The sequence below is a fragment of the Nocardiopsis camelliae genome, from assembly GCF_028993595.1.
Classification (GTDB): domain Bacteria; phylum Actinomycetota; class Actinomycetes; order Streptosporangiales; family Streptosporangiaceae; genus Nocardiopsis; species Nocardiopsis dassonvillei.
Genome location: NZ_CP118614.1, coordinates 2,021,613 through 2,045,740 on the forward strand (window position 1 = coordinate 2,021,613; position 24,128 = coordinate 2,045,740).

At 71.7% G+C, this 24,128-nt stretch carries 22 protein-coding genes; 15 read left to right on the forward strand and 7 right to left on the reverse strand.

Translation table 11 applies throughout. The annotated features are described in order from the left end of the window. Positions 1–21: 21 nt before the first annotated feature. Complete coding sequence (locus PV789_RS08925) at positions 22–228, forward strand: hypothetical protein (protein WP_274976960.1); 207 nt, start codon at positions 22–24, stop codon at positions 226–228. A gap of 43 nt (positions 229–271) precedes the next feature. Here the strand turns inward: PV789_RS08925 and PV789_RS08930 are convergent, their stop codons facing one another. From PV789_RS08930 to PV789_RS08945, 4 genes are all read right to left on the reverse strand, one after another. Continuing rightward, positions 272–475: a DUF1622 domain-containing protein gene (locus PV789_RS08930; RefSeq protein WP_368045833.1), complete on the reverse strand. Its 204-nt coding sequence runs from the start codon at positions 473–475 to the stop codon at positions 272–274. A 9-nt stretch (positions 476–484) separates the two neighbouring features. Beyond that, positions 485–634: a hypothetical protein gene (locus tag PV789_RS08935; protein WP_274976961.1), complete on the reverse strand. Its 150-nt coding sequence runs from the start codon at positions 632–634 to the stop codon at positions 485–487. Between the two features lie 317 nt (positions 635–951). Beyond that, positions 952–1,956 carry an aldo/keto reductase family protein gene (locus PV789_RS08940; protein WP_274976962.1) on the reverse strand — a complete coding sequence of 335 codons (1,005 nt, stop codon included), beginning with the start codon at positions 1,954–1,956 and terminating at the stop codon, positions 952–954. Positions 1,957–2,130: 174 nt separating this feature from the next. Beyond that, complete coding sequence (locus tag PV789_RS08945; RefSeq protein ID WP_274976963.1) at positions 2,131–2,802, reverse strand: DUF3043 domain-containing protein; 672 nt, start codon at positions 2,800–2,802, stop codon at positions 2,131–2,133. Positions 2,803–2,898: 96 nt separating this feature from the next. On the opposite strand from PV789_RS08945, the gene PV789_RS08950 reads away from it, so the two are divergent. The 5 genes from PV789_RS08950 to PV789_RS08970 all read left to right on the forward strand — a co-directional run bounded on the left by PV789_RS08950 (position 2,899) and on the right by PV789_RS08970 (position 7,197). Next, on the forward strand, positions 2,899–3,681 hold the full coding sequence (locus tag PV789_RS08950) for a PspA/IM30 family protein (RefSeq protein ID WP_302475390.1): 783 nt from the start codon (positions 2,899–2,901) through the stop codon (positions 3,679–3,681). Beyond that, positions 3,678–3,956 (forward strand): PspA-associated protein PspAA, encoded by a 279-nt coding sequence (gene pspAA, locus PV789_RS08955; protein ID WP_013152004.1) that lies wholly within the window; start codon positions 3,678–3,680, stop codon positions 3,954–3,956. The genes PV789_RS08950 and pspAA overlap by 4 nt, the downstream gene beginning before the upstream one ends. Before the next feature lie 455 nt (positions 3,957–4,411). Continuing rightward, positions 4,412–5,332 (forward strand): zinc metalloprotease HtpX, encoded by a 921-nt coding sequence (gene htpX, locus PV789_RS08960; protein ID WP_274976965.1) that lies wholly within the window; start codon positions 4,412–4,414, stop codon positions 5,330–5,332. Positions 5,333–5,444: 112 nt separating this feature from the next. Continuing rightward, positions 5,445–6,044 (forward strand): PspA-associated protein PspAB, encoded by a 600-nt coding sequence (gene pspAB, locus PV789_RS08965; protein ID WP_274976966.1) that lies wholly within the window; start codon positions 5,445–5,447, stop codon positions 6,042–6,044. A 52-nt stretch (positions 6,045–6,096) separates the two neighbouring features. Beyond that, positions 6,097–7,197 (forward strand): glycerate kinase family protein, encoded by a 1,101-nt coding sequence (locus tag PV789_RS08970; RefSeq protein ID WP_274976967.1) that lies wholly within the window; start codon positions 6,097–6,099, stop codon positions 7,195–7,197. 242 nt (positions 7,198–7,439) lie between these two features. Here PV789_RS08970 and PV789_RS08975 read toward each other — a convergent pair whose 3' ends face one another. Together PV789_RS08975 and PV789_RS08980 are read right to left on the reverse strand one after the other, a co-directional pair. Further along, on the reverse strand, positions 7,440–8,687 hold the full coding sequence (locus PV789_RS08975) for an ABC transporter substrate-binding protein (protein ID WP_274976968.1): 1,248 nt from the start codon (positions 8,685–8,687) through the stop codon (positions 7,440–7,442). A 554-nt stretch (positions 8,688–9,241) separates the two neighbouring features. Continuing rightward, entirely contained in the window at positions 9,242–9,670 is a 429-nt protein-coding gene (locus PV789_RS08980) for a PaaI family thioesterase (RefSeq protein ID WP_274976969.1), read from the reverse strand. A 135-nt stretch (positions 9,671–9,805) separates the two neighbouring features. Between PV789_RS08980 and polA the strand changes: the two genes are divergently transcribed. The 5 genes from polA to coaE all read left to right on the forward strand — a co-directional run bounded on the left by polA (position 9,806) and on the right by coaE (position 16,330). Further along, positions 9,806–12,592, forward strand: a complete 2,787-nt coding sequence (polA, locus tag PV789_RS08985) for a DNA polymerase I (RefSeq protein WP_274976970.1) — start codon at positions 9,806–9,808, stop codon at positions 12,590–12,592. Positions 12,593–12,636: 44 nt separating this feature from the next. Next, on the forward strand, positions 12,637–13,080 hold the full coding sequence (gene arfB / locus PV789_RS08990) for an alternative ribosome rescue aminoacyl-tRNA hydrolase ArfB (RefSeq protein ID WP_212640769.1): 444 nt from the start codon (positions 12,637–12,639) through the stop codon (positions 13,078–13,080). Between the two features lie 429 nt (positions 13,081–13,509). Next, complete coding sequence (gene rpsA, locus PV789_RS08995; RefSeq protein ID WP_274976971.1) at positions 13,510–15,000, forward strand: 30S ribosomal protein S1; 1,491 nt, start codon at positions 13,510–13,512, stop codon at positions 14,998–15,000. Between the two features lie 160 nt (positions 15,001–15,160). Then, positions 15,161–15,679, forward strand: a complete 519-nt coding sequence (locus PV789_RS09000) for a GNAT family N-acetyltransferase (RefSeq protein ID WP_274976972.1) — start codon at positions 15,161–15,163, stop codon at positions 15,677–15,679. Positions 15,680–15,727: 48 nt separating this feature from the next. After that, positions 15,728–16,330: a dephospho-CoA kinase gene (gene coaE / locus PV789_RS09005; protein ID WP_274976973.1), complete on the forward strand. Its 603-nt coding sequence runs from the start codon at positions 15,728–15,730 to the stop codon at positions 16,328–16,330. A 391-nt stretch (positions 16,331–16,721) separates the two neighbouring features. Here the strand turns inward: coaE and PV789_RS09010 are convergent, their stop codons facing one another. Further along, positions 16,722–17,825: a hypothetical protein gene (locus tag PV789_RS09010; RefSeq protein WP_274976974.1), complete on the reverse strand. Its 1,104-nt coding sequence runs from the start codon at positions 17,823–17,825 to the stop codon at positions 16,722–16,724. Positions 17,826–17,978: 153 nt separating this feature from the next. On the opposite strand from PV789_RS09010, the gene uvrB reads away from it, so the two are divergent. From uvrB to PV789_RS09030, 4 genes are all read left to right on the forward strand, one after another. Next, positions 17,979–20,078 carry an excinuclease ABC subunit UvrB gene (gene uvrB, locus PV789_RS09015; protein ID WP_274976975.1) on the forward strand — a complete coding sequence of 700 codons (2,100 nt, stop codon included), beginning with the start codon at positions 17,979–17,981 and terminating at the stop codon, positions 20,076–20,078. A 351-nt stretch (positions 20,079–20,429) separates the two neighbouring features. Further along, positions 20,430–20,882, forward strand: a complete 453-nt coding sequence (locus PV789_RS09020; RefSeq protein WP_274976976.1) for a DUF3060 domain-containing protein — start codon at positions 20,430–20,432, stop codon at positions 20,880–20,882. Positions 20,883–21,297: 415 nt separating this feature from the next. After that, positions 21,298–22,293 carry a GNAT family N-acetyltransferase gene (locus PV789_RS09025; protein ID WP_013152018.1) on the forward strand — a complete coding sequence of 332 codons (996 nt, stop codon included), beginning with the start codon at positions 21,298–21,300 and terminating at the stop codon, positions 22,291–22,293. A gap of 835 nt (positions 22,294–23,128) precedes the next feature. Further along, positions 23,129–24,037, forward strand: coding sequence for a hydroxymethylglutaryl-CoA lyase (locus tag PV789_RS09030; protein WP_274976977.1), 909 nt, complete (start codon positions 23,129–23,131; stop codon positions 24,035–24,037). The last annotated feature ends 91 nt before the right edge of the window (positions 24,038–24,128 follow it).

The window sequence follows — 24,128 nt, forward strand, 5'->3', positions numbered from 1 at the left end:
GTGACGAAGGGGCGGTCGAACATGGCGTGGACCTGGCGGTACTTCGAGGCCGACGGAGCCGACACGCTGGGGCAGGAGCTGCCCTCGGAGTCGTTCACCTCGCGCGGCGACGCGGAGAGCTGGCTGGGGGAGAACTGGCAGGAGCTCGCCGAGGGCGGCGTGGGACGCGTCGCCCTGCTCGACGGCGACACGGAGGTCTACGCGATGTCCCTGGAACCCGTCGAGTAGCGCTCGCCCGTCCGGGGGCCGCGAAGGCCTCCGGCGGCGGGGTTCAGCCGGTGCCGGGGACGGATCGGCGGCCCTGCCACGGCCAGCGGTTCTCCAGCTCCACCTCCAGGGAGAAGCTGAGGAAGGTCCGGATGAGGACGATCCCGGCGAGCACCCCCACGGTGGCGAAGGTGGGCGACACCGCGACCGTGCGGATGATGTCCCCGGCGACGAGGAACTCCAGGCCCAGCAGGATCGCCCGGCCCAGGCCCTGCCGTTAGGGCCGGTAGGCCGCATCCGGCCCGTGCCCGCCGACCCACCGGTACAGGAACAGCGCGGTCGCGCCCAGGGCCCCGACGACGATGACGCCGACCCCGGCGATGTCGACCGCGGTGCCCACCGCCTCGATGACGTGCGCGATGTCCATGGAGCCCCCTCCGTGCCGCGTGCGTGCGCGCCAGCAGCTACCCGGGTCGGGCGGGGGCGACACCAGGGGGCGGGCCGGTCCAGGAACGCGGACGGGCCCGGCCGTCCTGGGGACGGCCGGGCCCGCGGCGTCGGACACCGTCCGGGCGCGGCTGGGGTCTGTTCTTCGAACCCGCCTCCGCCACCGCTGTGCCTGCTTCAACCCGATTCCCGTTCTCCGGGCGCCCGAACACGAGAAGGACCGCGCCGTAGGCGTCCGTTGAGGGTGGTGGCGGGCGACGGGTGGGACGAAGCGGAGCGGAGGTCCAGAAAACGCAGCTAGCCGCGGATGTTCTCGGGGCTCTTCGTCAGCGCCGGGTCGCGCTGGACGCTGTCGCCCAGGACCTCGTCGATCCTCGCCATCAGCTCGGCGTCCAGCCTGACCCCCGCGGCCTTGACGTTGCCCTCCACCTGCTCGGGGCGGGAGGCGCCGATGATCGCGGCCGACACGTTCGGGTTCTGGAGCACCCAGGCCACGGCCAGCTGCGCCAGCGTCAGGCCCGCATCGGCGGCCAGCGGCTCCAGCCGCTGCACGCGCTCCAGCATGACCCGGTCCTTCATCTGGTCGCTCAGGAAGCGGCCGCCGCCGGGGTCGGCGGCGCGCGAACCGGCGGGCAGCTCCTGGCCGGGCTTGTACTTGCCGCTCAGGACGCCGCCCTCGAGCGGCGACCACACGATCTGGCCGACGCCCTCGCGCTCGGAGAGCGGGACGACCTCGGACTCGATGACCCGCCACAGCATGTTGTACTTCGGCTGGCTGGAGATGATGCGGTCGAAGCCCATCTCGTCGGCGATCTTGAGCGCCTGCTCGATCTCCTCGGCGCGCCACTCGGAGACGCCGACGTAGAGGACCTTGCCCTGGCGGACCAGGTCCTCGAAGGCCCGCACGGTCTCCTCCAGCGGGGTGGAGTAGTCGAACCGGTGGGCCTGGTACAGGTCCAGGTAGTCGGTCCCCAGGCGGCGCAGGGAGTTCTCCACGCTGCGGACGATGTGCTTGCGGGACAGGCCCCGGTCGTTCTTGCCCTCACCCGTGGGCCAGTAGACCTTGGAGAAGATCTCCAGCCCGTCCCGGCGCTCGCCCTTCAGTGCGCGGCCGAGCACCTCCTCCGCCCTGCCCCCGGCGTAGCCGTCGGCGGTGTCGAACGTGGTGATGCCCGCGTCCAGCGCCGCGCGGACACAGGCCTTGGCCGTGTCCTCCTCGACCTGGGAGCCGTGCGTGATCCAGTTCCCGTACGCGATCTCGCTGACCATGAGGCCGCTGTTGCCCAGATGCCGAAATTCCATGTCGAGCACTCTAGTAGGGGATTGTGCCCGTTCGCGAGGTTCTACGCCGTGCGGCTGGAAGCGCTCCCAGTCCGAGGGGAGCGCCCGAGGGGAGCGGGGGCTCGACGGGGAGTGAGGGGCCGGTGCTGGGACCGGCCCGGGCTCACGTCGTCGGGGAGGCGGTGGCGGGAGCCGTCAGCGCGCGTTGCGGGGCGTGGGGTCCTCGCGGACCTTGAGCCGCGGCTTGGGCAGGCGCAGGCGGCGGAACTGGAGCTGGCGCATGGCCGCGTACATCCCGATGCCCTTGACGGCGGGGTCGTCGGGGAAGTACCCGGCGGCGCGCTTCTTGACCGTGCGGCCCACCATGACGCCCTCGGCGATGATGGTGACCATCATCAGCGGCCACAGGACGTAGGCCACACCGATCTGGAACATCGGGTTGTTGATGAACAGCAGCGCGATGATCACGATCGAGAACGGCAGGAAGAACTCGCTGGCGCTGCGGCGCGAGTCGACGAAGTCGCGGGCGAACGCCCGGGCCTCGCCGAGGTCCTGCTGCCGGTAGTAGCGGGCCTCGTCCTTGGGCACGCCCTTGATCGCGGAACTCGCGGTGCCCCTGCCGCGTTGGCGGTCAAGACGATCCCGGTAGGCCTGGTAGGCCTCCTTGCGCGTCTCGGGCGCCTTGAGCGGTCGGCGGGGGGCCACCTCGGACTCCCTGCGCTTTGGGGTGGGGACACCCTTCTTGGGCGTGTATCCCTTAGGTTGGGTGGACTCAGTGGCCTCAGGGCTGGCGGATTCGGCGGAGGCCGGATCCGTGGCTGCGGAAGCGGAGCGACGTCGGAACACACCCACAGGGTAGCCGGTCATAGCTTTATGGCGACCGCGGGCCAGAGCGCGTAGGGTTGGGCAAAGCGCCCGCTGGGAACAGCCGATGTACGCACCGAGAAGGGGACGGCCACGCCGATGAGCGTGTTTCAGCGACTTTCGATGATCTTCAGGTCCAAGGCCAACAAGGCCTTGGACTCGGTCGAGGACCCAAGGGAAACGCTCGACTACTCGTACCAGAAGCAGCTCGAGCTCCTACAGAAGGTGCGGCGCGGTGTGGCCGACGTCGCGACCTCCCGCAAGCGCGTCGAGCTCCAGATCCAGCAGCTGGAGCAGCAGTCCGGCAAGCTGGAGAACCAGAGCCGCGCCGCCCTGACGCAGGGGCGCGAGGACCTCGCCCGCGAGGCCCTGACCCGCCGCTCCGGCCTGTCCCAGCAGATCGAGGACCTGCGCGGGCAGCACGCCAACCTCCAGGGCGAGGAGCAGAAGCTCACCATGGCGGCCCAGCGCCTCCAGACCAAGGTGGACGCCTTCCGCACGCGCAAGGAGACCATCAAGGCCAACTACACCGCCGCCCAGGCCCAGACGCAGATCAGCGAGGCCTTCTCGGGCATCTCCGAGGAGATGGGCGACGTCGGCATGGCCGTCCAGCGCGCCGAGGACAAGACCGCCGAGATGCAGGCCCGCGCGGGCGCCGTGGACGAGCTCCTCGCCTCCGGCGCGCTCGACGACGTCACCGGCACAGCCCGGGACGACATCCAGAGCGAGCTCGACCGCATGGCCAGCACCACCGGCGTCGACGCCGAGCTGGAGCGCATGAAGATGGAGCTCGGCCAGGGCAGCGGCGGTTCCACCCCCCAGATCGAGGGCGGCAACGGCGCCGGGAACACCGGCGGCACCGGCAACCGGGAGGGCGCGTGATCGTCCGCATCATGGGTGAGGGACAGCTCGACCTCACCGACGCCGACCTGGAGCTGCTCAACTCCTTCGACTCCGCGCTGGAGTCGGCGATCGAGTCGGGCGACGAGGCCACGTTCCGCCGGGCCCTGCACGACCTCCTGGAGAGGGTCCGCGAGGACGGTCGGCCGCTGCCGCCCGACGCGCTGGAGCCCTCGCAGTTCATCCTCCCGCACGCCGACGCCACCATGGAAGAGGTGCGGGAGATGCTCCAGGACGACGGACTCATCCCCGGTTAGGACCGGGTCCTCCGTCCGGCGCACCGCCTCCGTCCAGGTGCGTCCGGACCGGTGAGTGCGCACGGCGGGCCGGATTCCGGTCGGCCGGTGCGGTGCTCGGTGCCTGCGCGCGCGTTTCCGGGCCGCCGTGACCACGTGTCACGGCGGCTTCCGCGTGTCCGGGGGCGTACGCGCCCGTCCGGGCCGACCGCGTCGGGCCGGGTGTGGCGTGCGCCGCCCCCGTCCCAGGAACCGCGGCGGGGCCCCCGTCCGTTGGACGTGGTGGAGGGAAGGGGAGAGGACGGGAACCCGCGGTGCGCGCGGGGGACGGTCCGCCGGGGAGGCCGCACCGGCTCCGCGGGGCCGGCAGCGGGCGCGGTCGGCGAACACGCGGCGGACGGACCACCTCATACCGTTTCCCACCTGGGCGAACTACACTCCGAGACAGTCGACGCGTCGGCGGAGGGGACTACGGCATGGCCGGATCCAAGTTCAGACCTGACCGGGGACTGACCGCCCGCATGGTGACGACCATGGGACTGCTCGCCCTGGTCTACGCGGCCTTCGTCGTCGGGCTGGTCCTCGTGGGCCTCAACGTGTGGCTGGTGCTGCTCATCGTCGCCGGGTTCGCGCTGTTCAGCTACTTCGCCTCCGACAGGATCGCCATGTTCGCCATGGGCGCCAAGGAGGTCTCCCCGGAGCAGGCGCCCGAGCTGCACGCCCTCGTCGACCGGCTGTGCGCCATGGCGGACATGTCCAAGCCCCGCGTGGGGATCGCCGACACCGACGTGCCCAACGCCTTCGCCACCGGGCACAACGAGAAGTCCGCGGTCGTGTGCGTGACCACCGGCCTCATGCGCCGCCTCGACGGCCCCGAGCTGGAGGCGGTCCTGGCGCACGAGCTGTCCCACATCGCCCACCGCGACGTCATGGTGATGACCGTCGCCGGGTTCCTGGGCATCGTGGCCGGGTTCCTCACCCAGGCCGGGCTGCGCTTCGCGATGTTCGCCGGGGCGACGCGCGGCAACAACAACGGGCCCGCGCCGGCCGTGGTCGCCCTGCTCGTCGTGGCCGTCAGCGCCGCGGCCTGGGCGCTCAGCTTCCTGCTCACCCGGGCGCTGTCGCGCTACCGGGAGCTGTCGGCCGACCGCGCCGCCGCCTACCTCACCGGGCGCCCGTCCGTGCTGGGCAGCGCCCTGACCAAGATCACCGGCGACATGTCCCGCATCCCCACCCGCGACCTGCGCCAGGCGGAGCCGTTCAACGCCTTCTTCTTCGCCCCGGCCTCCTCCCGCAAGGGGTTCAGCTTCAGCCAGCTGGTCGCCACACACCCGCCGGTGCAGCAGCGGCTGGAGCAGCTGTCCGACATCTCGCGCCAGCTCGGGCAGGGGCGCTGACCCCGTCCGCGGGGGCCGCCGGAGGGGACGGCGGCACCGATCCGCGCGGGCGGACACGGGGCCGATCCGGTCCGCGCGCGACCGACACGACCACGAGAGAGGACCGGCCACGATGAGCTTCTGGCGAGCGCTGTTCGGGCGCTCCGAACCGGCCCAGCCCGACCTGGACGCCCTGTTCGGCCTCCCCTCGGCGTCGGTCACCCTGCGTGCCGCCGCGGGCTTCACGCCCACCGGCACCGGCTCCGTCGCCTTCCGCGCCACCGAGGGCGCCGCCTTCGCCGACCTGGAACGCGACGTCACCGAGCTGCTCGACGCCGACGGGGGAACGCCCGTCGAACAGGTCACCGACGACTACGGCTACACCTGGCTCGTGGTGCGCTCGGCCGCCCCGGCCCGGAGCCCGGACGGAGCCGCCGACCCCGACATCACCGGCCTGGTGACCGACCTGCACGCCGTCAACTCCACCCTGGAGGCCAACGGCTACGGGCCCTCCCTCCTGTGCTCCCTGGTCGGCTTCACCGACGGCACGCGCTCGCTGGGGCTGGTCTACCTCTACAAGCGCGGCACCTTCTACCCCTTCGCCCCGGTCGGCGACGGCGGCCGCAGGGACAACGCCCTGGAACTCCAGGCCGAGGCCGCCATCGGCCGCGACCTGCCCCTGGAGGAGGACCGATCCCGCTGGTTCCCCGTCTACGGGGCGCCCGGCCTCTGACCAGCGGGGGGTGCCCCGCGCCGGGAGAAATGTGGCCTGGCACACTGGTCCGGTGCGTATCCTCATCGCTCCTGACAAGTTCGCCGGTACCCTCTCCGCCCTCGAAGCCGCGCAGGCGGTCGCCGACGGCTGGCACCGGACCGATCCCTCCGCCACGACGGACCTGCTGCCGCTCTCCGACGGCGGCCCCGGCTTCGTCGAGGTCCTGCACACGGCCCTCGGCGGCGAGGTGCACCGGACCGAGGTGACCGGCCCCCTCGGTACGCCCGTGACCGCGGAGTACCTCCTGGACGGCGACACCGCCTACGTGGAGAGCGCCCAGGCCTGCGGCCTGCACCTGGTGCCCTCCGGTGACCGCGACCCCGGCCGCACCACCACCCACGGCGTCGGCGAGCTGGTCGCCCACGCGGTCCGCTCCGGCGCCCGCACCGTCGTCGTCGGACTCGGCGGCAGCTCCACCAACGACGCCGGGGCCGGTCTCCTGGCCGCCCTGGGCGCCACCCCCGCCGACCATCTGAGCCACGGCGGCGGCCCCCTGGCCGACCCCGGGGACGTCGACCTCGACGCGGCCCGCCGGGCCGTGGCCGGGGTCCGTCTCGTCGCCGCCACCGACGTCGACAACCCCCTGCTGGGCATCCACGGGGCCAGCGCCGTCTTCGGGCCCCAGAAGGGCGCCGACCCCGACCAGGTGCAGCGCCTGGACGCCGCCCTGACCGCCTTCGCCGACCGCGTCGACCCCGGCGGCGAGGTCCGCGACACCCCCGGCGCCGGAGCCGCGGGCGGCCTGGGCTTCGCCCTGCTCCTGCTCGGCGGCACCGTCGAGTCGGGCATCAGCCGCGTCCTGGACTCCGTGCGCCTGACCGACCGCCTCGCGGGGGCCGACCTGGTCATCACCGGAGAGGGCTCCTTCGACTCCCAGTCGCTGCGCGGCAAGCTGCCCCACGGCGTCGCCCAAGCCGCCAACAAGCACGGCGTCCCCTGCGTGGTCACTGCGGGCGCGGTCAAGGTCGGCCGCGCCGAGGCGGCCGCGGCCGGGATCACCGAGACCTACTCCCTCGTGGAGTCCTCGGGCTCGGTCGAGGCCGCCATGACCCGCTCCGCGGACGAACTGCGCGCCCTGGCCGCCGACATCGCCCGCCGCTGGACCCGCTGAGCCCCCGGCGAGGCCGGGTTCCGGCCGGGACCGGACCCCGTCGGACACGGAGGGGGCGGGCCGCCCCCGCCCCCTCTCCGCGTTCCCCCCGCTCGGCCCGCGCCCTCGCGCCGCGGGGCGCGCACACGCGAAGCGGCGCCCCGGGAGAACCCGCTCCCGGGGCGCCGCTGCCGTGTGTCGTCACGGACCGCGCCGTGACGGAGGGGTCCGTGCGCGGCGGGGGCCGCTACGAACCGTCGCCGCTACTCCTCCAGGGAGTGCTCCTCGTAGGCCAGGATCTCGTGGCCGTCCTCCCCGTAGTGGAAGATCTCGAAGGTGGCGGCGGTCGGGTCGCCGTTGTCGTTGAAGTCGATGTTGCCGCTGACGCCCTGGTAGTTGATCTCCTCACCGTCGGCCAGCAGGTCGCGGCACTCCTCGAAGGTGCCGCACTCGGTGCCCTCGGGACGGCTGACGTTGGGCAGCTCGGCGACGTACTCGGACGGGTTCACGCTGCCCGCGGCCTCGGCGGCCAGGGCGATCACGGTGACGCAGTCGTAGACCTGCGGGGCGAACTGGAAGACCTCCAGCTCCTCGTTGAAGCTGGTCAGGCCCTCGGTGAACTCGGGGTTGTCCGCGCTCGGGGCGATACCGGTGATGCCGGTGACGCTCTCGGGGTCGTCGGCGCTGACCGTCTCGCCCAGGTTCGGGTCGTTGAGGCCGTCGGTGACGTAGAGCTGCTCGCCCTCGGTGCCGCCCTCCAGGAGCTGGGCGATGACCTGCGCGCCCTCCTCGAAGGCGATGAGCGCGACGGCGTCCGGCTCCTCGGTGGTGACGCTGTTGACGACCGAGTCGAAGGTGGTGGCCAGCGGGTCGTAGGTCTCGTTGACCACGACCTGGGCGCCCAGGTTCTCCAGCTCCGTCTGGAGGGCGCCCGCGTAGCCGCCGCCGTAGTCGTCGGCGCGCGCGACGATGGCGATGTTCTGGTTGCCGTTCTCGACCATCGTGCGGGCCATCACGACCGCGGAGAGCAGGTCGCTCGGCGCGGTGCGGAAGTAGTAGCCGTTGTCCTCGATCTCGCTGAGCTCGGCGGCGGTGTTGGAACCCGAGCACTGGACGATCTCGGAACCGGTGATGGTGTCGTAGGTCGCCTGCGTCATGCCGGAGGCCGCGGCGCCGATGACGGCGTTCACCTGGTCGGAGACGAGGTTGTTGGCGGCCTCGTTGGCCTGGGCGTTGTCGCCCGCCTCGTCGCCCTCGACGATGGCGGGGACCTCGGTGCCGAGGATGCCGCCCGCGGCGTTGATCTCGGAGATCGCGTACTCGGCGGCCGTGATCTGGGGCGGGCCGAGGAAGGCGAGGTTGCCGGTCTGCGGGTAGAGGATGCCGTAGGTGAACTCTTCACCGCCCTCACCGCCGCCGCCTCCCTCGCCGCCGTCGCTGCCACACGCGGTCAGGCCGAGGACGAGGGCCGCGGTTGCGGCAGTGAGGCCTAGGACCTTCTTGCTAGCCATGATCGTGGTCACTCCGTTCAACCGGCGAAGCACGTGCTGCGCGGGGCAGCCGTGCCATGAGCATGCGCGTCCTGAATGTCCGTGATGTGTGGCATGACTTAATCAGGAGCGTTAGCGGAGCTTAATCATGAAAGTTCTGGCGCGGAAAGGACGGAACGGGCGTTGGTGCCGACTCGCCGTCAGGCTGTTATGGCTCTGTAGTCATCATCGACATCCGACGTTTCGTCTCTGTACAGAACACAGCTTTCCGTGCTCGCGGGGTAGCGAAGTGTCGCGATGATCAGGTGCGACGCGGTCCGGTCGTCAAGGGAGGCGGCCGGACCGGGGGAAAGTTACGGGCCCGCTGCAAAAGTTACAGGCGTACTACACACGAGTGTGAAGCGGTCCTTCCTTAAAACGAGAAAACCCTTGACCGATATACGCGGCGCAGAAGGGACGACCACCCCGCGGGGCCCGTCCGGAGCACCCGCCCGGAGCGGTCGTCAGCTGCTCCGGGCGGCTACCGCGGTCGGCCCCGGCGGGCCCGCCGGGGCCTCCCGGGCCACCGGGCCCCGCTACGCCCCCGGCATCTCGCGCAGCATGCACGTGAGCCGGGAGGTGCACACCTTCCGGCCCCCGTCGTCGGTGATGGTGATGTCCCACGTGGCCAGCGTCCGGCCCAGGTGCACGGGTGTGGCCACACCGGTCACGTGTCCCTCCGTGGCCGAGCGGTGGTGCGTGGCGTTGATCTCGATACCGACCGCGACCTTGCCGAACCGGGAGGCGTGGGCCGTGGCGCCGATCGACCCCAGGGTCTCGGCCAGCACGCACGACGCGCCGCCGTGCAGCAACCCGAACGGCTGGACGTTGCCCTCCACCGGCATCCGGCCCACCACGCGCTCGGCGGACGCCTCCGTCACCTCGATGCCCATGCGCTCGCCCAGGCCGCCCGCGAGCGCGCCCGTGTCGAGCATCCGCCGCATCGCCTCGGAGTCCGTCGTCATCTGCCTTCCGCCTCCTCGGGACCCCGCCGCGGCCGGGCCCGGGCCGCGCCGGACCGGAGGCGGCGTCCCCGCCGTCGTGTCACTGCCCTCGCGGTATGGCCGCGAAGTGTCTCCGTCGCATCCTAGGATTCACCTGTGGTGACCAAGCGAGAGACCCCCGACCAGACAACCCGGACCGGCGACGGCGGCAGGCGCCCCCGGCTCCTCCTCCTGGACGGCCACTCGATGGCCTTCCGCGCGTTCTTCGCGCTCCCGGTGGACAAGTTCGGCACGAGTACCGGGCAGTCGACCAACGCCGTGTACGGCTTCGCGTCGATGCTGGTCAAGCTGCTGCGCGACGAGGAGCCCACCCACGTCGCGGTGGCCTGGGACCTGTCCGGCCCCACCTTCCGGCACGAGGAGTACGCCGAGTACAAGGACGGCCGCTCCGACACCCCGCCGGAGTTCCCCTCCCAGGTGCCGCTCACCCAGGACCTGATGAGGCTGATCGGCGTCGCCAACCTGTCCGCCCCCGGGTTCGAGGCCGACGACGTCATCGCCACCCTGGCCCACCAGGGCGGCGAGGCCGGGATGGAGGTGCTCATCGCCTCCGGCGACCGCGACGCCTTCCAGCTGGTCACCGACTCCTGCACGGTCCTGTACCCGGGCAAGAGCCTGTCCGACCTGCGGCGGATGGACCCCGCCGCGGTAGAGGACAAGTACGGGGTCACCCCCGAGCGCTACCGCGACCTGGCCGCGCTGGTGGGCGAGAAGGCCGACAACCTGCCCGGAGTGCCGGGCGTGGGCCCCAAGACCGCCGCCAAGTGGATCACCAAGTACGGGTCCCTGGACGAGCTGGTCGCCCGCGCCGACGAGCTTCCCGGCAAGGCCGGGCAGAGCTTCCGCGACCACCTGGACGACGTCCTGCGCAACCAGCGGCTCAACCGGCTGGCCACGGACGTGGAGCTGGAGGCGGAGGTCACCGCCCTGGCCCTGGGCGAGGCCGACCGCACCGGGATCGACGCGCTCTTCGACAACCTGGAGTTCGCCTCCAACCTGCGCGAGCGCCTCTACGCCGTCGTCCGCCTGCCCGAGGACGGCTCCGGGGAGACCGTGACCGAGGCGGTCGAGGGCTTCCGCGTCGAGCTGACCGTGGCCGGGACCGGCGGGCTGGCCCCCTGGCTGGCCGCGCACGCCGCCCCCGACGACGCGGCCTCCGACACCCTCACGCCCACCGCGCCCGCCGGACTGGCTCTGGACGGAGTCTGGGGACAGGGCACCGGCCGGGTGGACGCGCTGGCCATCAGCGTGCCCTCCGGCGACGCCGTGTTCGTGGACCCCACCGCCCTGGACCCCGCCGACACCGAGGCGCTGGCGGACTTCCTGGCCGACCCCCGCCGCCCCAAGGCCGTGCACGAGTACAAGGGCGCCCTGCTGGCATTGGGCGCGCACGGCTGGGAGCTGGGCGGGGTGGTCAGCGACACCGCCCTGGCCGCCTACCTGGCCCAGCCGGGACAGCGCCGCTTCGACCTGGCCGACCTGTGCCGCAAGTACCTGGGCCGGGAGCTGGAGGAGGACTCCTCCGGCGACCAGCTGACCCTGGACCTGGGCGGCGAGGACGGGGCGGGCTCGGGCCGCCAGCACCTGCTGGCCGTGCGCGCGAGCGCCACCCGCGACCTGGCCGGGGTGCTCTCCGCCGAACTCGACAAGCGCGGCGGCACCCACCTGCTGCACGAGGTCGAGCTGCCGCTGGTGGACGTGCTGGCCCGCCTGGAGCGCGCCGGGATCGCCGCCGACCGGGCCTACCTGGAGGAGCTCCAGGGCGAGTTCGCCGCGGCGGGCCGGGGCGCGGTGGAGCGCGCGCACGAGATCGTGGGCCGCGAGTTCAACCTCGGCTCGCCCAAGCAGCTCCAGCAGGTGCTGTTCGAGGACCTGGGCCTGCCCAGGACCAAGAAGATCAAGACGGGCTACACCACCGACGCCGACGCGCTGGCGTGGCTGGCCGCCCAGACCGACAACGAGCTGCCCGCGGTCCTGCTGCACCACCGCGACCAGACCAAGCTGCGCACCACGGTCGAGGGACTGATCAAGACCGTCGCCGACGACGGCCGCATCCACACCACCTTCAACCAGACGGTGGCGGCGACCGGGCGCCTGAGCTCCACCGACCCCAACCTCCAGAACATCCCCGTGCGCACCGACGTGGGGCGGCGCATCCGCCGCGCGTTCGTGGTGGGGGAGGGCTACGAGGAGCTGCTCACCGCCGACTACAGCCAGATCGAGCTGCGCATCATGGCGCACCTGTCGGGCGAGCAGGCGCTGATCGACGCCTTCAACAGCGGCTACGACTTCCACGCGCAGATGGCCGCGCAGATCTTCGACGTCGAGGTCGAGCAGGTGGACGGCGAGGCGCGGTCCAGGATCAAGGCCATGAGCTACGGCCTGGCCTACGGGCTGAGCGCCTACGGCCTGTCCCAGCAGCTGGGGATCACGCCGGAGGAGTCCAAGCGCCTCATGGAGGACTACTTCGCCGAGTTCGGCGGGGTGCGCGACTACCTCAACGCCGTGGTCGAGGAGGCCCGCCGGGTCGGCTACACCGAGACCATCCTGGGGCGGCGCCGCTACCTGCCCGACCTGACCAGCGACAACCGCCAGCGCCGGGAGATGGCCGAGCGGATGGCGCTCAACGCGCCGATCCAGGGGTCGGCCGCCGACATCATCAAGGTGGCCATGCTCAGGGTGGACGCGGCCCTCACCGGGGGCGGCTTCGCCTCCCGGGTCCTGCTCCAGGTGCACGACGAACTCGTGGTGGAGGTCGCGCCCGGCGAGCGCGGGGAGGTCGAGAACATCGTGGCGCGCGAGATGAGCTCCGCCTATGATCTGCGTGTGCCGCTGGCCGTCTCGGTCGGCAGCGGCCAGAACTGGCACGACGCCGCGCACTGAACAGGGGCCGCGCGCGGCCCGCGCACGAAGGGAAGGTGGGGACGGTGACGACACGGAGCACGGCCGAAGAGGGGCTGAGCGCGGGTCCGGTCACCGTCCCCGCCGACGCCCTCACGTGGCGCTTCTCACGCTCCTCGGGGCCCGGCGGCCAGCACGTCAACACCTCCGACACCCGGGTGTCGCTGTCGCTCGACGTGGCGGCCTGCCCCGGCCTGGGCGGCACGCGGCGCCAGCGCGCGCTGGAGCGGCTCCGGGGTCGCCTGGTCGGGGACGTGCTCACGGTGACCGTGCAGACCCACCGCTCGCAGGCGCGCAACCGGGCCGAGGCCAGGGAGCGGATGGCCGCCCTGCTGGAGGAGGCGATCGCGCCGCCCGCCCGCGAGCGCCGCGCGACCCGTCCGAGCCGCAGGGCCAAACAGCGCCGCCTGGACGCCAAGAAGCAACGGAGCGCCATCAAACGGTCACGCTCCAAACCTTCCGCGGACTGACCGTAACCGGCCCTTCGCACTTTTTCTTCCAGCCTCCGCGCCGACGCCCCGGGCCGCCGCCGCGGCCGTCCCACGGGAACGAAACCCCCGTTCGGACGTGGGACTACCCCCCAGTTGATCTTGACCGCCATGCTCGGGTAAATTGCCGCCATTGCGACCTACGCCGGGTTGGCGGCCCTGGGTTCCGATTGACCAGGACGCCCTTGTCTCATATTCTGGCGGGAGCGTTGTGGGTTCCTGCGTGCGTCCGCTGTCTCCGGTGAGGGTCGGCGCGACCGCGCCGCTCCGGTCGACACCCTGCACCTGGCGATTGGTGTCCAGGCGGTTCATCTCCGCCTCGGCTCCGCTCCTCGGACGACGGATCGACGGGTTCGAACCCGCGATGTGACCATCTTTCTGAATCTGTCCGTATCCGGAGTCCACCCACACATGACGAGCAGCACCGAGGCCACCTCGACACCCCAGGTAGCGGTCAACGACATCGGGTCCGAGGAAGCCTTCCTCGCGGCGATCGACGAGACCATCAAGTACTTCAACGACGGTGACATTGTCGAGGGCACCATCGTGAAGGTCGATCGAGACGAGGTCTTGCTCGACATCGGCTACAAGACCGAGGGTGTGATTCCCTCCCGGGAACTCTCGATCAAGCACGACGTCGACCCCGGCGAGGTCGTTGCCGTCGGTGACCAGGTCGAGGCCCTCGTCCTCCAGAAGGAGGACAAGGAAGGCCGCCTGATCCTGTCCAAGAAGCGCGCCCAGTACGAGCGCGCCTGGGGCACGATCGAGAAGATCAAGGAGGAGGACGGCGTCGTCACCGGCACCGTCATCGAGGTCGTCAAGGGCGGTCTCATCCTCGACATCGGTCTGCGCGGCTTCCTGCCCGCCTCCCTGGTCGAGATGCGCCGTGTGCGCGACCTGCAGCCCTACGTCGGCCGCGAGCTCGAGGCGAAGATCATCGAGCTGGACAAGAACCGCAACAACGTGGTCCTGTCCCGCCGCGCCTGGCTGGAGCAGACCCAGTCCGAGGTCCGCCAGACCTTCCTCAACACCCTCCAGAAGGGCCAGATCCGCAAGGGTGTGGTCTCCTCGATCGTCAACTTCGGTGCGTTCGTGGACCTGGGCGGCGTCGACGGCCTGGTGCACGTCTCCGAGCTGTCCTGGAAGCACATCGACCACCCCAGCGAGGTCGTCGAGGTCGGCCAGGAGGTCACCGTCGAGGTCCTCGACGTGGACATGGAGCGCGAGCGCGTCTCCCTGTCGCTCAAGGCGACCCAGGAAGACCCGTGGCAGCAGTTCGCCCGGACCCACCAGATCGGCCAGGTCGTTCCCGGCAAGGTCACCAAGCTGGTTCCGTTCGGTGCGTTCGTGCGCGTCGAGGAGGGCATCGAGGGCCTGGTCCACATCTCCGAGCTGGCCGAGCGCCACGTCGAGGTGCCCGAGCAGGTCGTCCAGGTCGGCACCGAGATCTTCGTCAAGATCATCGACATCGACCTCGACCGCCGCCGCATCAGCCTCTCGCTGAAGCAGGCCAACGAGAGCGTCTCGCCGGACCAGGTGGACTTCGACCCCACCCTCTACGGCATGGCCGCGGAGTACGACGAGCAGGGCAACTACAAGTACCCCGAGGGCTTCGACGCGGACAGCGGCGAGTGGCTCGAGGGCTTCGAGGCCCAGCGCGACGAGTGGGAGCGCAGCTACGCCGAGGCCCAGGCCCGGTTCGAGGCGCACCGCAAGCAGGTCGAGGAGGCGCGCGCGGCCGAGGCCGACGCCGCCAACGCTCCTGCTCCGGTGGAGGAGGACGACTACACCGGTGGCGGACAGAGCAGCAGCTCGTCCGGCTCGGAGTCCTCCAGCGGCGCCCTGGCCTCCGACGAGGCCCTGGCCGCCCTGCGCGAGAAGCTCGCGGGCGGCGACGCCTAAACAGCCTCCGAGGACACGCTGAGAAGCTGTTCGGGCCGTCCCCTCTCCGGAGGGGGCGGCCCTTCGCCGTGCCCGGCCCCGGCCGGGTCCCGCGGCACCCGCGGGGCCGGGGGCTAGGCTCGTGGCGTGCCCCCGACGGAGGGGCCCTTCAGGAGGCGACGTGTTCGACATCCACCCGGCCGCCCCCGCCGACGCGGGCGAGGTCTTCACCCTCCAGCGCGCGGCGTTCGTCGACGAGGCCCAGGCCTTCGGAGACCCGTTCGTGCTGGCCCTCACCGAGAGTCTGGAGAGGGTGGAGAGACTTCTGGGGCAGGAGGACACCCTCGTGCTCAAGGCGGTCGCCGGAACCCGCCTGGTCGGCTCGGTGCGGGCGCGGGTGCTGGGCACCAGCGCGGTGGTCTCCCGTCTGGCGGTCGTGCCCGACCTGCGCCGCCGGGGGATCGCGCGGGCGATGCTCGCCGACCTGGAGGGCCGCCTGCGCGAGCGCCACCCCGGCCTGGCCGCGCTCACCCTGTCCGCGGGGGCCCAGGACACCGGCCAGCAGCGGCTCTACCGCGGCCTGGGGTACGCCGAGACCTCCCGCGAGCGCGTCGCCGAACACCTGGTCATGGTGCACATGCGCAAGGAGCTCACCCCGGCCGCGGCCCGCCCGGACGGCGCCGCACGGGCCGCGCGGTAGGCGGGGGCGCCATGACGCGGACGCGGGCGGCGGTCTAGGGTTTCCGACATGCTCACAGTGGGACTCACCGGCGGGATCGGCTCGGGCAAGAGCGCGGTCGCGACCGGACTGGCCGCCTACGGCGCCACCGTGGTCGACGCCGACGCCATCGCCCGGGAGGTCGTCGAACCCGGTACTCCGGGCCTGGAGGCCGTCGTCGCCGAGTTCGGCGAACAAGTGCTCACCCCCGACGGGCGCCTGGACCGGCCCCGGCTCGGGGAGATCGTCTTCGCCGACGAGGCCAGCCTGGCCAGGCTCAACGCCATCGTGCACCCCCTGGTGGGCGAGCGCAGCTCCCAGCTCATGGATGAGGCCGTGGCCTCCGGTGTGGAGGTGGTGGTCTACGACGTCCCGCTGCTGGTGGAGAACGGCCTGGGGCCGCTCTACGACGTGGTTGTCGTGGTGGACGCCCCCGACGGGGTTCGGGTGGAGCGGGTCGCCGCCAACCGCGGCATGCCCCGCGAGCAGGTGGAGGCCCGCATCCGCGCGCAGGCCGACCGGGACACCCGCCTGGCCGCCGCCGACCTGGTGGTGGACAACTCCGGCACCCGCGAGGAGCTGACGGAGCGCGTGGCCGAGCTCTGGCGCGAACTCGTCGAGCGCGCCCGGTAGCGCGCCCCCTTTCCGTCCCCCCACCCCGCCGGAGAGCCAACGATGTCCACCGTCGACGACCTGGTACGCCTGCCTTACCCCCAAGGGCCCCCGCCGCCCGCCGGGGACGGGCCGCCCGACTTCCCCCTGCCCTCCGACGTCCGGGAGCTGCTCACCCGTGTGGGCAGCGGCTTCGAGGTCGACAACAGGTTCCACTTCACGGTCGGAGGGAACCTGCTGGAGTACAGCCGGGAACACCAGGAGGCCCAGCGGCGGATCTACGGGAGCGACGAGATCACCGTCGACGGGGACCGCCACTCGTACCGTGACGGGAGAGGCGACTACCGGATCGTCTTCTCCGACCTGCTCTTCGTGGGGGCTCGCGTCACTCCCGTCCCTGTTCTCGCTCGCGTCACTCCCGTCCGCGGTCGCGGTGCAGGACCTCGGACAGGGACGACCCGGCGGCCACGGCCTCGCGCACCAGCTCCTCGCGGACCGAGTGCGCGGCCTCCACGCTGAGCAGGCTGTCGTCGATCTCCTGGGGGCGCACCCGCTCCTGCGCCGAGAACAGCGCCAGGTCGGCGTAGTCCCCGGCGCGGTCGGCGATCTCCTGGCACTGCTCCCACTCGCGGTGCGCGGTCACCGCCGCGTGCACCCGGTCGCCGTAACCGGTCAGCACCCCGACCCGCTCGTCGAGCGCCTCGGTGGCGCGGGCCACCGCCTCCTCCTGCGGTTGCAGGGCCCGGGTGACCTGCTCGGACACGGCCTCGCGCCGACGCACCAGCAGCTCCCTGCGCAGGGAGCGCAGCCGCAGCAGCTCCCGGGCCAGTTTCCACTCCTCCTCGCGCAGCAGCGGCAGGGTCTGGGCGGCGTCGAAGGAGTCGCCGAGCACCCGCACGCCCTCCTCCACCCGGTCGGTGGCCTGCTGGAGCGCGGCGAACAGGTGGGCCTCGGGCTCCTCGGTGCGAGAGGCGTAGCCGTGGGTGCGGCCGAAGTCCTGGGGCAGCACGTACCGGTCGGCGTACTCCGAGGCCAGGCGGGCGACCATGCCGGGCCGCAGGATGGCCCCGGCGCCGCCCGCAGCGGCGGTCAGGTAGAGGACGGCGGTCGCGGGGTCGCCGGGGACAACGGCGCCGACCGGACCGAGCGCCTGGTCGAGCAGCGTCCGGGCGCCCAGGACGCCCACGGTGGAGGCGGGCAGCGCCCAGAAGGCGTGCATGACCAGGTCGGCCCAGTCGTCGGTGAAGGAGCCCCGGAGCGAGGCCAGGCCGAGGACGGCCGCGGTCGTCCCCAGGCAGAGCAGGGCCACCAGGACGGCTCCCGCCGCCGGGGAGAGCAGGGCGACGGCGGCCAGGGAGGTGCACCCCGCGGCCGTGATCGCGGCGCCCTGGCGCCAGGTGGGCCCGCGCCGCGGGCGGGCCGCGGCCGGGAGCAGTTTTTCGGGACGGGCCGTCATGCGCGCGACCGCGCGCGGGGGGAGGTCCGGGTCGAAGGTCGGTCTGGGGGGGTGTGACACGGCTGCCACCTCGCTTCGGACGCAGAGCGCTGGTCTCGATGGTAACTCCGCGCCCTCGGCCGGGAAGGGATGTCGTACGCGGTCTGTAGCGTTAGGGGTGAGGGACACGCGGGCCAGCGGGGGCGGCCCGCCTTCGACGGGAGAAGAGGCGACGTGCGACCGGTCAGCGACATCAAACGCAGCGAGGCGCCCTTCGAGGTGATCTCGGAGATGACCCCGGCGGGGGACCAGCCGGGCGCGATCGCCGAGATCAGCAGGAGGGTGCGGGACGGGGAGCCGCACACGGTGCTGCTCGGCGCGACCGGCACCGGCAAGACGGCGACCGTGGCGTGGACGGTGGAGCAGCTCCAGCGGCCCACCCTGGTGATGCAGCCCAACAAGACCCTGGCGGCGCAGTTCGCCAACGAGCTGCGCCAGATGCTGCCCAACAACGCCGTCGAGTACTTCGTGTCGTACTACGACTACTACCAGCCCGAGGCCTACGTCCCGCAGAGCGACACCTTCATCGAGAAGGACTCCTCCATCAACGACGAGGTCGAGCGGCTGCGCCACTCGGCCACCAACTCGCTGCTCACGCGCCGGGACACGATCGTGGTCGCCTCGGTCTCGTGCATCTACGGCCTGGGCACCCCGCAGGAGTACGTGGACCGGATGGCGCAGCTGGCGGTGGGCATGGAGGTCGACCGCGACGACCTGCTGCGCCGCCTGGTGGAGATGCAGTACTCCCGCAACGACACCGCGTTCACGCGCGGCACGTTCCGGGTGCGCGGCGACACCATCGAGATCATCCCGGTCTACGAGGAGCTGGCGATCCGCATCGAGATGTTCGGTGACGAGGTCGAACGCCTGCTGACCCTGCACCCGCTCACCGGCGAGGTGCTGGGCGAGAGCCGGGAGATGTTCATCTTCCCCGCCTCGCACTACGTGGCCGGCGAGGAGCGCACCGAGCGGGCCATCGCCACCATCGAGGCGGAACTGGGCGAGCGGCTGGCCGAGCTGGAGGCCCAGGGCAAGCTGCTGGAGGCGCAGCGCCTGCGCATGCGCACCACCCACGACCTGGAGATGATGCGCCAGCTCGGCACCTGCTCGGGCATCGAGAACTACTCGCGGCACTTCGACGGCCGTGAGCCGGGCAGCCCGCCCAACACGCTCCTGGACTACTTCCCCGAGGACTTCCTGCTGGTGCTGGACGAGTCGCACGTGACCGTCCCGCAGATCGGCGCGATGTACGAGGGCGACGCCGCGCGCAAGCGCACCCTGGTCGAGCACGGGTTCCGGCTCCCCTCGGCGCTGGACAACCGGCCGCTGAAGTGGGAGGAGTTCACCGAGCGCATCGGGCAGAGCATCTACCTGTCGGCGACTCCGGGCCGCTACGAGCTGCGCCAGGGCGGCGGCGAGGTGGTCGAGCAGGTCATCCGCCCCACCGGGCTGGTCGACCCCGAGGTGCTGGTCAAGCCCACCGACGGGCAGATCGACGACTTGGTCCACGAGATCCGGGTGCGGGCCGAGCGCGACGAGCGGGTGCTGGTCACCACGCTCACCAAGAAGATGTCGGAGGACCTCACCGACTACTTCACCGAACTCGGCATCCGGGTGCGCTACCTGCACAGCGAGGTGGACACGCTGCGCCGCGTGGAGCTGCTGCGCGAGCTGCGCGTGGGCGAGTTCGACGTGCTGGTGGGCATCAACCTGCTGCGCGAGGGCCTGGACCTGCCCGAGGTGTCGCTGGTGGCGATCCTGGACGCGGACAAGGAGGGCTTCCTGCGCTCGGAGACCTCGCTGATCCAGACGATCGGGCGCGCGGCGCGCAACGTCGCGGGCCAGGTGCACATGTACGCCGACAACGTCACCGACTCCATGCGGGCGGCCATCGACGAGACCAACCGGCGCCGGGACAAGCAGCTGGCCTACAACGCCGAGCACGGGATCGACCCCACGCCGCTGCGCAAGCAGATCGCCGACATCCTGGACGCGCTCAACCGCGAGGACGTGGACACCGAGGAGCTCATGGCCACCGGGTACCGCAGCTCGGGTGGCAGGGGCGGTCGGGCGCCCGTGCCCGCGCTAGGCGAGCGTTCGGCGGACGTGTCCGCCATGCCGCGCGCGGAGCTGGCCGGGCTCATCGAGCAGCTGAGCGAGCAGATGCACCAGGCGGCCACCGACCTCCAGTTCGAGCTGGCGGCCCGGTTGCGCGACGAGATCGGCGAGCTCAAACGTGAGCTGCGCGGTATGGACGCGGCCGGGGTGAAGTGACGCGAGTGCCTGTGGAGTAGGGTTTCCAGCTCTGGGGGCATGGGGATTCTCTGGGGACGCCGGGGTCCTTTGGGGATGCTGGGATCTTCTGGGGGCACGGGGGCCTGCGGGCGCACCGAGGTTCTCTGGGGTCGTCGGGATCTTCTGGGGGTACGGGGATTCTCTGAGGGCACGGAGGCCTCTGGGGGCACCGAGGTTCTCTGGGTGCGCCGGGGTCGGGGCGGCACTCACGTCTCGAAAGAGAAACTTTTTGAGAACGGTGAGGTCGCATAGTTACCTCCGCGTGACATACTCTTGGCTTCGCGCAAGCCGTATGTCGCAATTGCCGGTTATCCGGTTGTGGGGGAGAACATGAGAGTTCGGCTTCTCGTGGCCGCGGGCGGCGGTCTGCTGGTCACCGGCCTCCTTCCCGGCTGTGCTCTGGCCTTCGGGCACGAGGACGTCGAGCCGCCCAACGGTGCTCCGGGCACCCAGGGCGCCTCCGACGAGGACGAGCCCGACATGCCCAAGCACAACGTCAGCACCGAGGACGTGCTCATCGTCGTCGACGACGGCGCCGAGGTGAGCGAGGACTGCGGTGAGCGCGAGGTCGTCGTCACCGCGGACGACGCCGTCGTCGTGCTGCACGGCGAGTGCGGGCTGGTGCGCGCCACCGGTCGCGGGTCCACCGTCGACGTGGGATCGGCGGACAAGATCGTGCTGGTCGGGGTGGACAACAGGATCTCCTTCGCCGATGGCGAGCCCGAGGTGATCAACCACGGGCGCAACACCACCGTGGCCGAGGGCGGCGCGGCACAGCGGTGATCCCGGGGGCGTTGCGTGCCGGGGGATTCGTGTTGGAGAGTCCGTGCTGGGGCCCGTGTCGGAGGGTCCATGCCCGGGGAGGCCGCTCGCGCCGGGGGTTCGTGTCGGGGCGTTGACCGCCCCGGCACCCGAGAGTGACCTTCGATCCGTTACGGTGGTGCGCGTCCGTGCGCGCGCGGGGAAGCGGCACGGGACGCCGGGGCCGAGCGGGCGTGGCGACGCGCAGTGAATTCTTGGTTGCAGTTGGCTGTTTCGTCCTCCTGATCGGTTCTGAGGCGGTACGGTCGATTCGTTCCGCCCGCGGTGTGGCCTGCCCCGCCGGGGCGGCACGACGGCCCAGGGGCGGTGCACGCGCCCTGCCGGAGCCGTTCCGAGGGCGCGCGTTCGACGTGAGGACCCGCTAGGGGAGGGGTGGATGAGCGGTTATGTCGCACGGGTGCGGCATGATGAGTCGCCCGGAGGCGACGTCGGCCTGGACCCGTTGGTGAGTTCGGCCGCCCAGCGCTGGGCGGCCGTGGATTCGCTGTTGCCCGAACCGGTCAACTTCGCTCCGGGCTCCTATCCCCTCCTGACCGTCAGCGACGAGGACGGCCGTGCCGTCGCCGCCGGGACCATGCACTACACCTGGTACCAGCCGGGCGAGGTCGGCCGGATATGGGGCGTGCCCGACCAGCACTGGCTCACCCCCATCGTGGGCGGGCCCGACCCCGGCCGCGCTCTGGACTCGCTGCTGACCAGCTGGCGCGACCAGCTGGAGGACCTGCCGACCGGCACCGGTTCGGAGTCGGCGGCCCTGGTGAGCTGGCCCGCCCGCGACGTGTGCGGCATCATCCCGCTCCAGCGCCACGGCCTGCAGCCCTACACCGTGCTGGCCGCCCGCCAGCGCCGCCGCGGCGTGCCCCCGTCGCTGCCGCCGCGCGACGTGACCATCCGGCTGGCCGACCGGAGTGACCTGACCCAGGTGGTCGGTCTGCTCATGGAGGAACACCGCTACGAGCAGCACTTCGGCGGGGTGTTCCTGCAACCCGACACCGCCGAGCAGACCCGTGAGGTGGCCGCCCGGGCGCTGAACCGCTCCCGGTCCTGGATCTGGCTGGCAGAACGGCGCGGTCGCGCCGTGGGCCTGCTGTGGGTCTCCCCGCCCGAGCGTTCGCGCTGGGCCAAGTCGCTGGTCAACGCGCGCCCGATCGCGCACATCGGCTACGGGGTGGTGACCGCCGCGGAGCGCGGCAGCGGGATCGGCACGGCGCTGGTGGGGCAGGCGCACCAGGCGCTGGACAGCCACGGCGTGGGCGTCTCGGTGCTCAACTACGCGGCGATGAACCCGCTGTCGGGGCCGTTCTGGCACCGCATGGGGTACCGCCCGGTGTGGACGACCTGGGAGGTCCGCCCCGCGCTCGCCCTGCGCTGAGGTCGCTCGCCCTGCGCTGAGGTGGAGGGGAGCGAAGGGGCGTGGGGTGTGGGGCGCGGGGTCGGTAATTGAGAAGACGCGGGGCTGAGGGGCATGGGGTTGCGGGGTTCTGGACCCTCGGCTGCGGGGGTTGGGCGTGCACGGTCGCGCTGACCTCAGCCAACGGGGATTGGGTGTGCGCGGTCGCGCTGACCCCGGCTGCGGGGGTTGGGCGTGCACCCCTTCGGCCTGCGCCCCGGGGTTTGGTCTGTGGTGACGGGAGGGTGGTCACCTGATCCGTGACTACCTGCCTGTGGTTGAGCTGCAAACCCCCCCTCTGCTCCAGGTCGCGCGTAACGCGTGCCTTTCACCCCCTGTCTTCTGGAGGGCGGATACGTGCGCGTTCGTACCACCCCCAGCGGCCGGGGTCTGGGAAGAGTGGACGGTGACGGCGTGGGGTGGTGGCTGAGCCGCTTATCACGCACTTCGCGGGCGTGCTGTCGACCGCGGCACTGGAGGACCGGGGCGAAGCACGCGATGCGCTCACCCCCAGGGCAACCGATGTGCGCATCGCGTGGTCCCCAGCACTGGAGAAGACCCCTTGGGTCTGAACGGGGAGCCTGGGACCCACGGCCACCCCCCACACCCCTACCCGGCACTGGTGTTTTCCGTTTGTACCCCGCCGTGTCTGAGGAGGGCAGCACCGAACACGTTCAACCACCAGACGGCTGAACTTCAAACCCCCACGGGCTGGCCACATTCTTGGCCTCCACCGGCTGGCCCCCTGGTGCGGGGCCGCCGGTGGGTGCTCCACTACCCTTGCGCTGACGCAACGGCGCGTGGAAGGGGACGGACGATGGCCACCGAGGGTGCGGAGCACGTCGAGATCGTCGAGGTGGGGCCGCGCGACGGCCTCCAGAACGAGGCGAGGACTCTTTCGGTCGAGGACCGCGTCGAGCTGATCGACCGCGCGGTGGCCGCCGGGGTGCGCCGGATCGAGGCGGTCAGCTTCGTCAATCCCAGGCGCGTTCCCCAGATGGCCGGGGCCGAGGAGGTCATGGCGGGCGTCACGCGTGCGCCGGGGGTCTCCCACATCGGGCTGGTCCTCAACCGGCGCGGCCTGGACCGCGCGGTGGCCGCGCGGGTGTCGGAGGTCAACGTCGCGGTGCCGGTCACTGACGGGTTCTGCGTCCGCAACCAGGGGTGCACCGTCGAGGAGATGCTCGGTGTCCTGACCGATATCGACACCGCGCTGGAGGGCACGGGCATTCCGCTGAGCGTGACCGTCTCCACCGCGTTCGGCTGTCCCTTCGACGGCGAGGTGGCGCCTGAGCGCGTGGTGGAGGTGGTCCGCCGCATCGCCGACACGGGTGCTGTGGAGATCGCCCTGGCCGACACGATCGGTGTGGGTGTGCCCCGCCAGGTGAGGGAACTCGTGGCCGCCGTCGGCGAGGTCGCGGACGGGCGCGCGCTGCGTTGTCACTTCCACAACACCCGCAACACCGGTTACGCGAACGCGCTCGCGGCCGTGGACGCGGGCGTGCGGGTGCTCGACTCCAGCCTGGGCGGCTTCGGCGGCTGTCCCTTCGCCCCCGACGCCACCGGCAACATCGCCACCGAGGACCTGCTGTACGCCCTGCACCGAAGCGGCCTGCACACCGGGATCAGCCTCTCCGGGGCCGCCGACCTGGGCGAGTGGATGGGCCTGCGCCTGGACAAGCAGCCGCCCGCCTACCTGGGCCGCGCCGGGGCGTTCCCGGCCTGACCGTGTGTGGTTTTCGTCGCCCGGCTGCGCTCCGAACCGCTGCGGGCAAGGCGATCACGCTGGTGACGGGAGGGAAACCGGGCGTCCCCGG

Bases quoted from the DNA above. Each gene is read 5' to 3' on its own strand.
- PV789_RS08975 (WP_274976968.1), bottom strand. From the start codon at position 8,687: ATGGCTAGCAAGAAGGTCCTAGGCCTCACTGCCGCAACCGCGGCCCTC.
- PV789_RS08980 (WP_274976969.1), bottom strand. From the start codon at position 9,670: ATGACGACGGACTCCGAGGCGATGCGGCGGATGCTCGACACGGGCGCG.
- PV789_RS09020 (WP_274976976.1), top strand. From the start codon at position 20,430: ATGAGAGTTCGGCTTCTCGTGGCCGCGGGCGGCGGTCTGCTGGTCACC.
- PV789_RS08945 (WP_274976963.1), bottom strand. From the start codon at position 2,802: ATGACCGGCTACCCTGTGGGTGTGTTCCGACGTCGCTCCGCTTCCGCA.
- coaE (WP_274976973.1), top strand. From the start codon at position 15,728: ATGCTCACAGTGGGACTCACCGGCGGGATCGGCTCGGGCAAGAGCGCG.
- PV789_RS08950 (WP_302475390.1), top strand. From the start codon at position 2,899: ATGAGCGTGTTTCAGCGACTTTCGATGATCTTCAGGTCCAAGGCCAAC.
- htpX (WP_274976965.1), top strand. From the start codon at position 4,412: ATGGCCGGATCCAAGTTCAGACCTGACCGGGGACTGACCGCCCGCATG.
- rpsA (WP_274976971.1), top strand. From the start codon at position 13,510: ATGACGAGCAGCACCGAGGCCACCTCGACACCCCAGGTAGCGGTCAAC.
- pspAB (WP_274976966.1), top strand. From the start codon at position 5,445: ATGAGCTTCTGGCGAGCGCTGTTCGGGCGCTCCGAACCGGCCCAGCCC.
- PV789_RS08940 (WP_274976962.1), bottom strand. From the start codon at position 1,956: ATGGAATTTCGGCATCTGGGCAACAGCGGCCTCATGGTCAGCGAGATC.
- PV789_RS08925 (WP_274976960.1), top strand. From the start codon at position 22: ATGGCGTGGACCTGGCGGTACTTCGAGGCCGACGGAGCCGACACGCTG.
- PV789_RS08935 (WP_274976961.1), bottom strand. From the start codon at position 634: ATGGACATCGCGCACGTCATCGAGGCGGTGGGCACCGCGGTCGACATC.
- PV789_RS09025 (WP_013152018.1), top strand. From the start codon at position 21,298: ATGAGCGGTTATGTCGCACGGGTGCGGCATGATGAGTCGCCCGGAGGC.
- PV789_RS09030 (WP_274976977.1), top strand. From the start codon at position 23,129: ATGGCCACCGAGGGTGCGGAGCACGTCGAGATCGTCGAGGTGGGGCCG.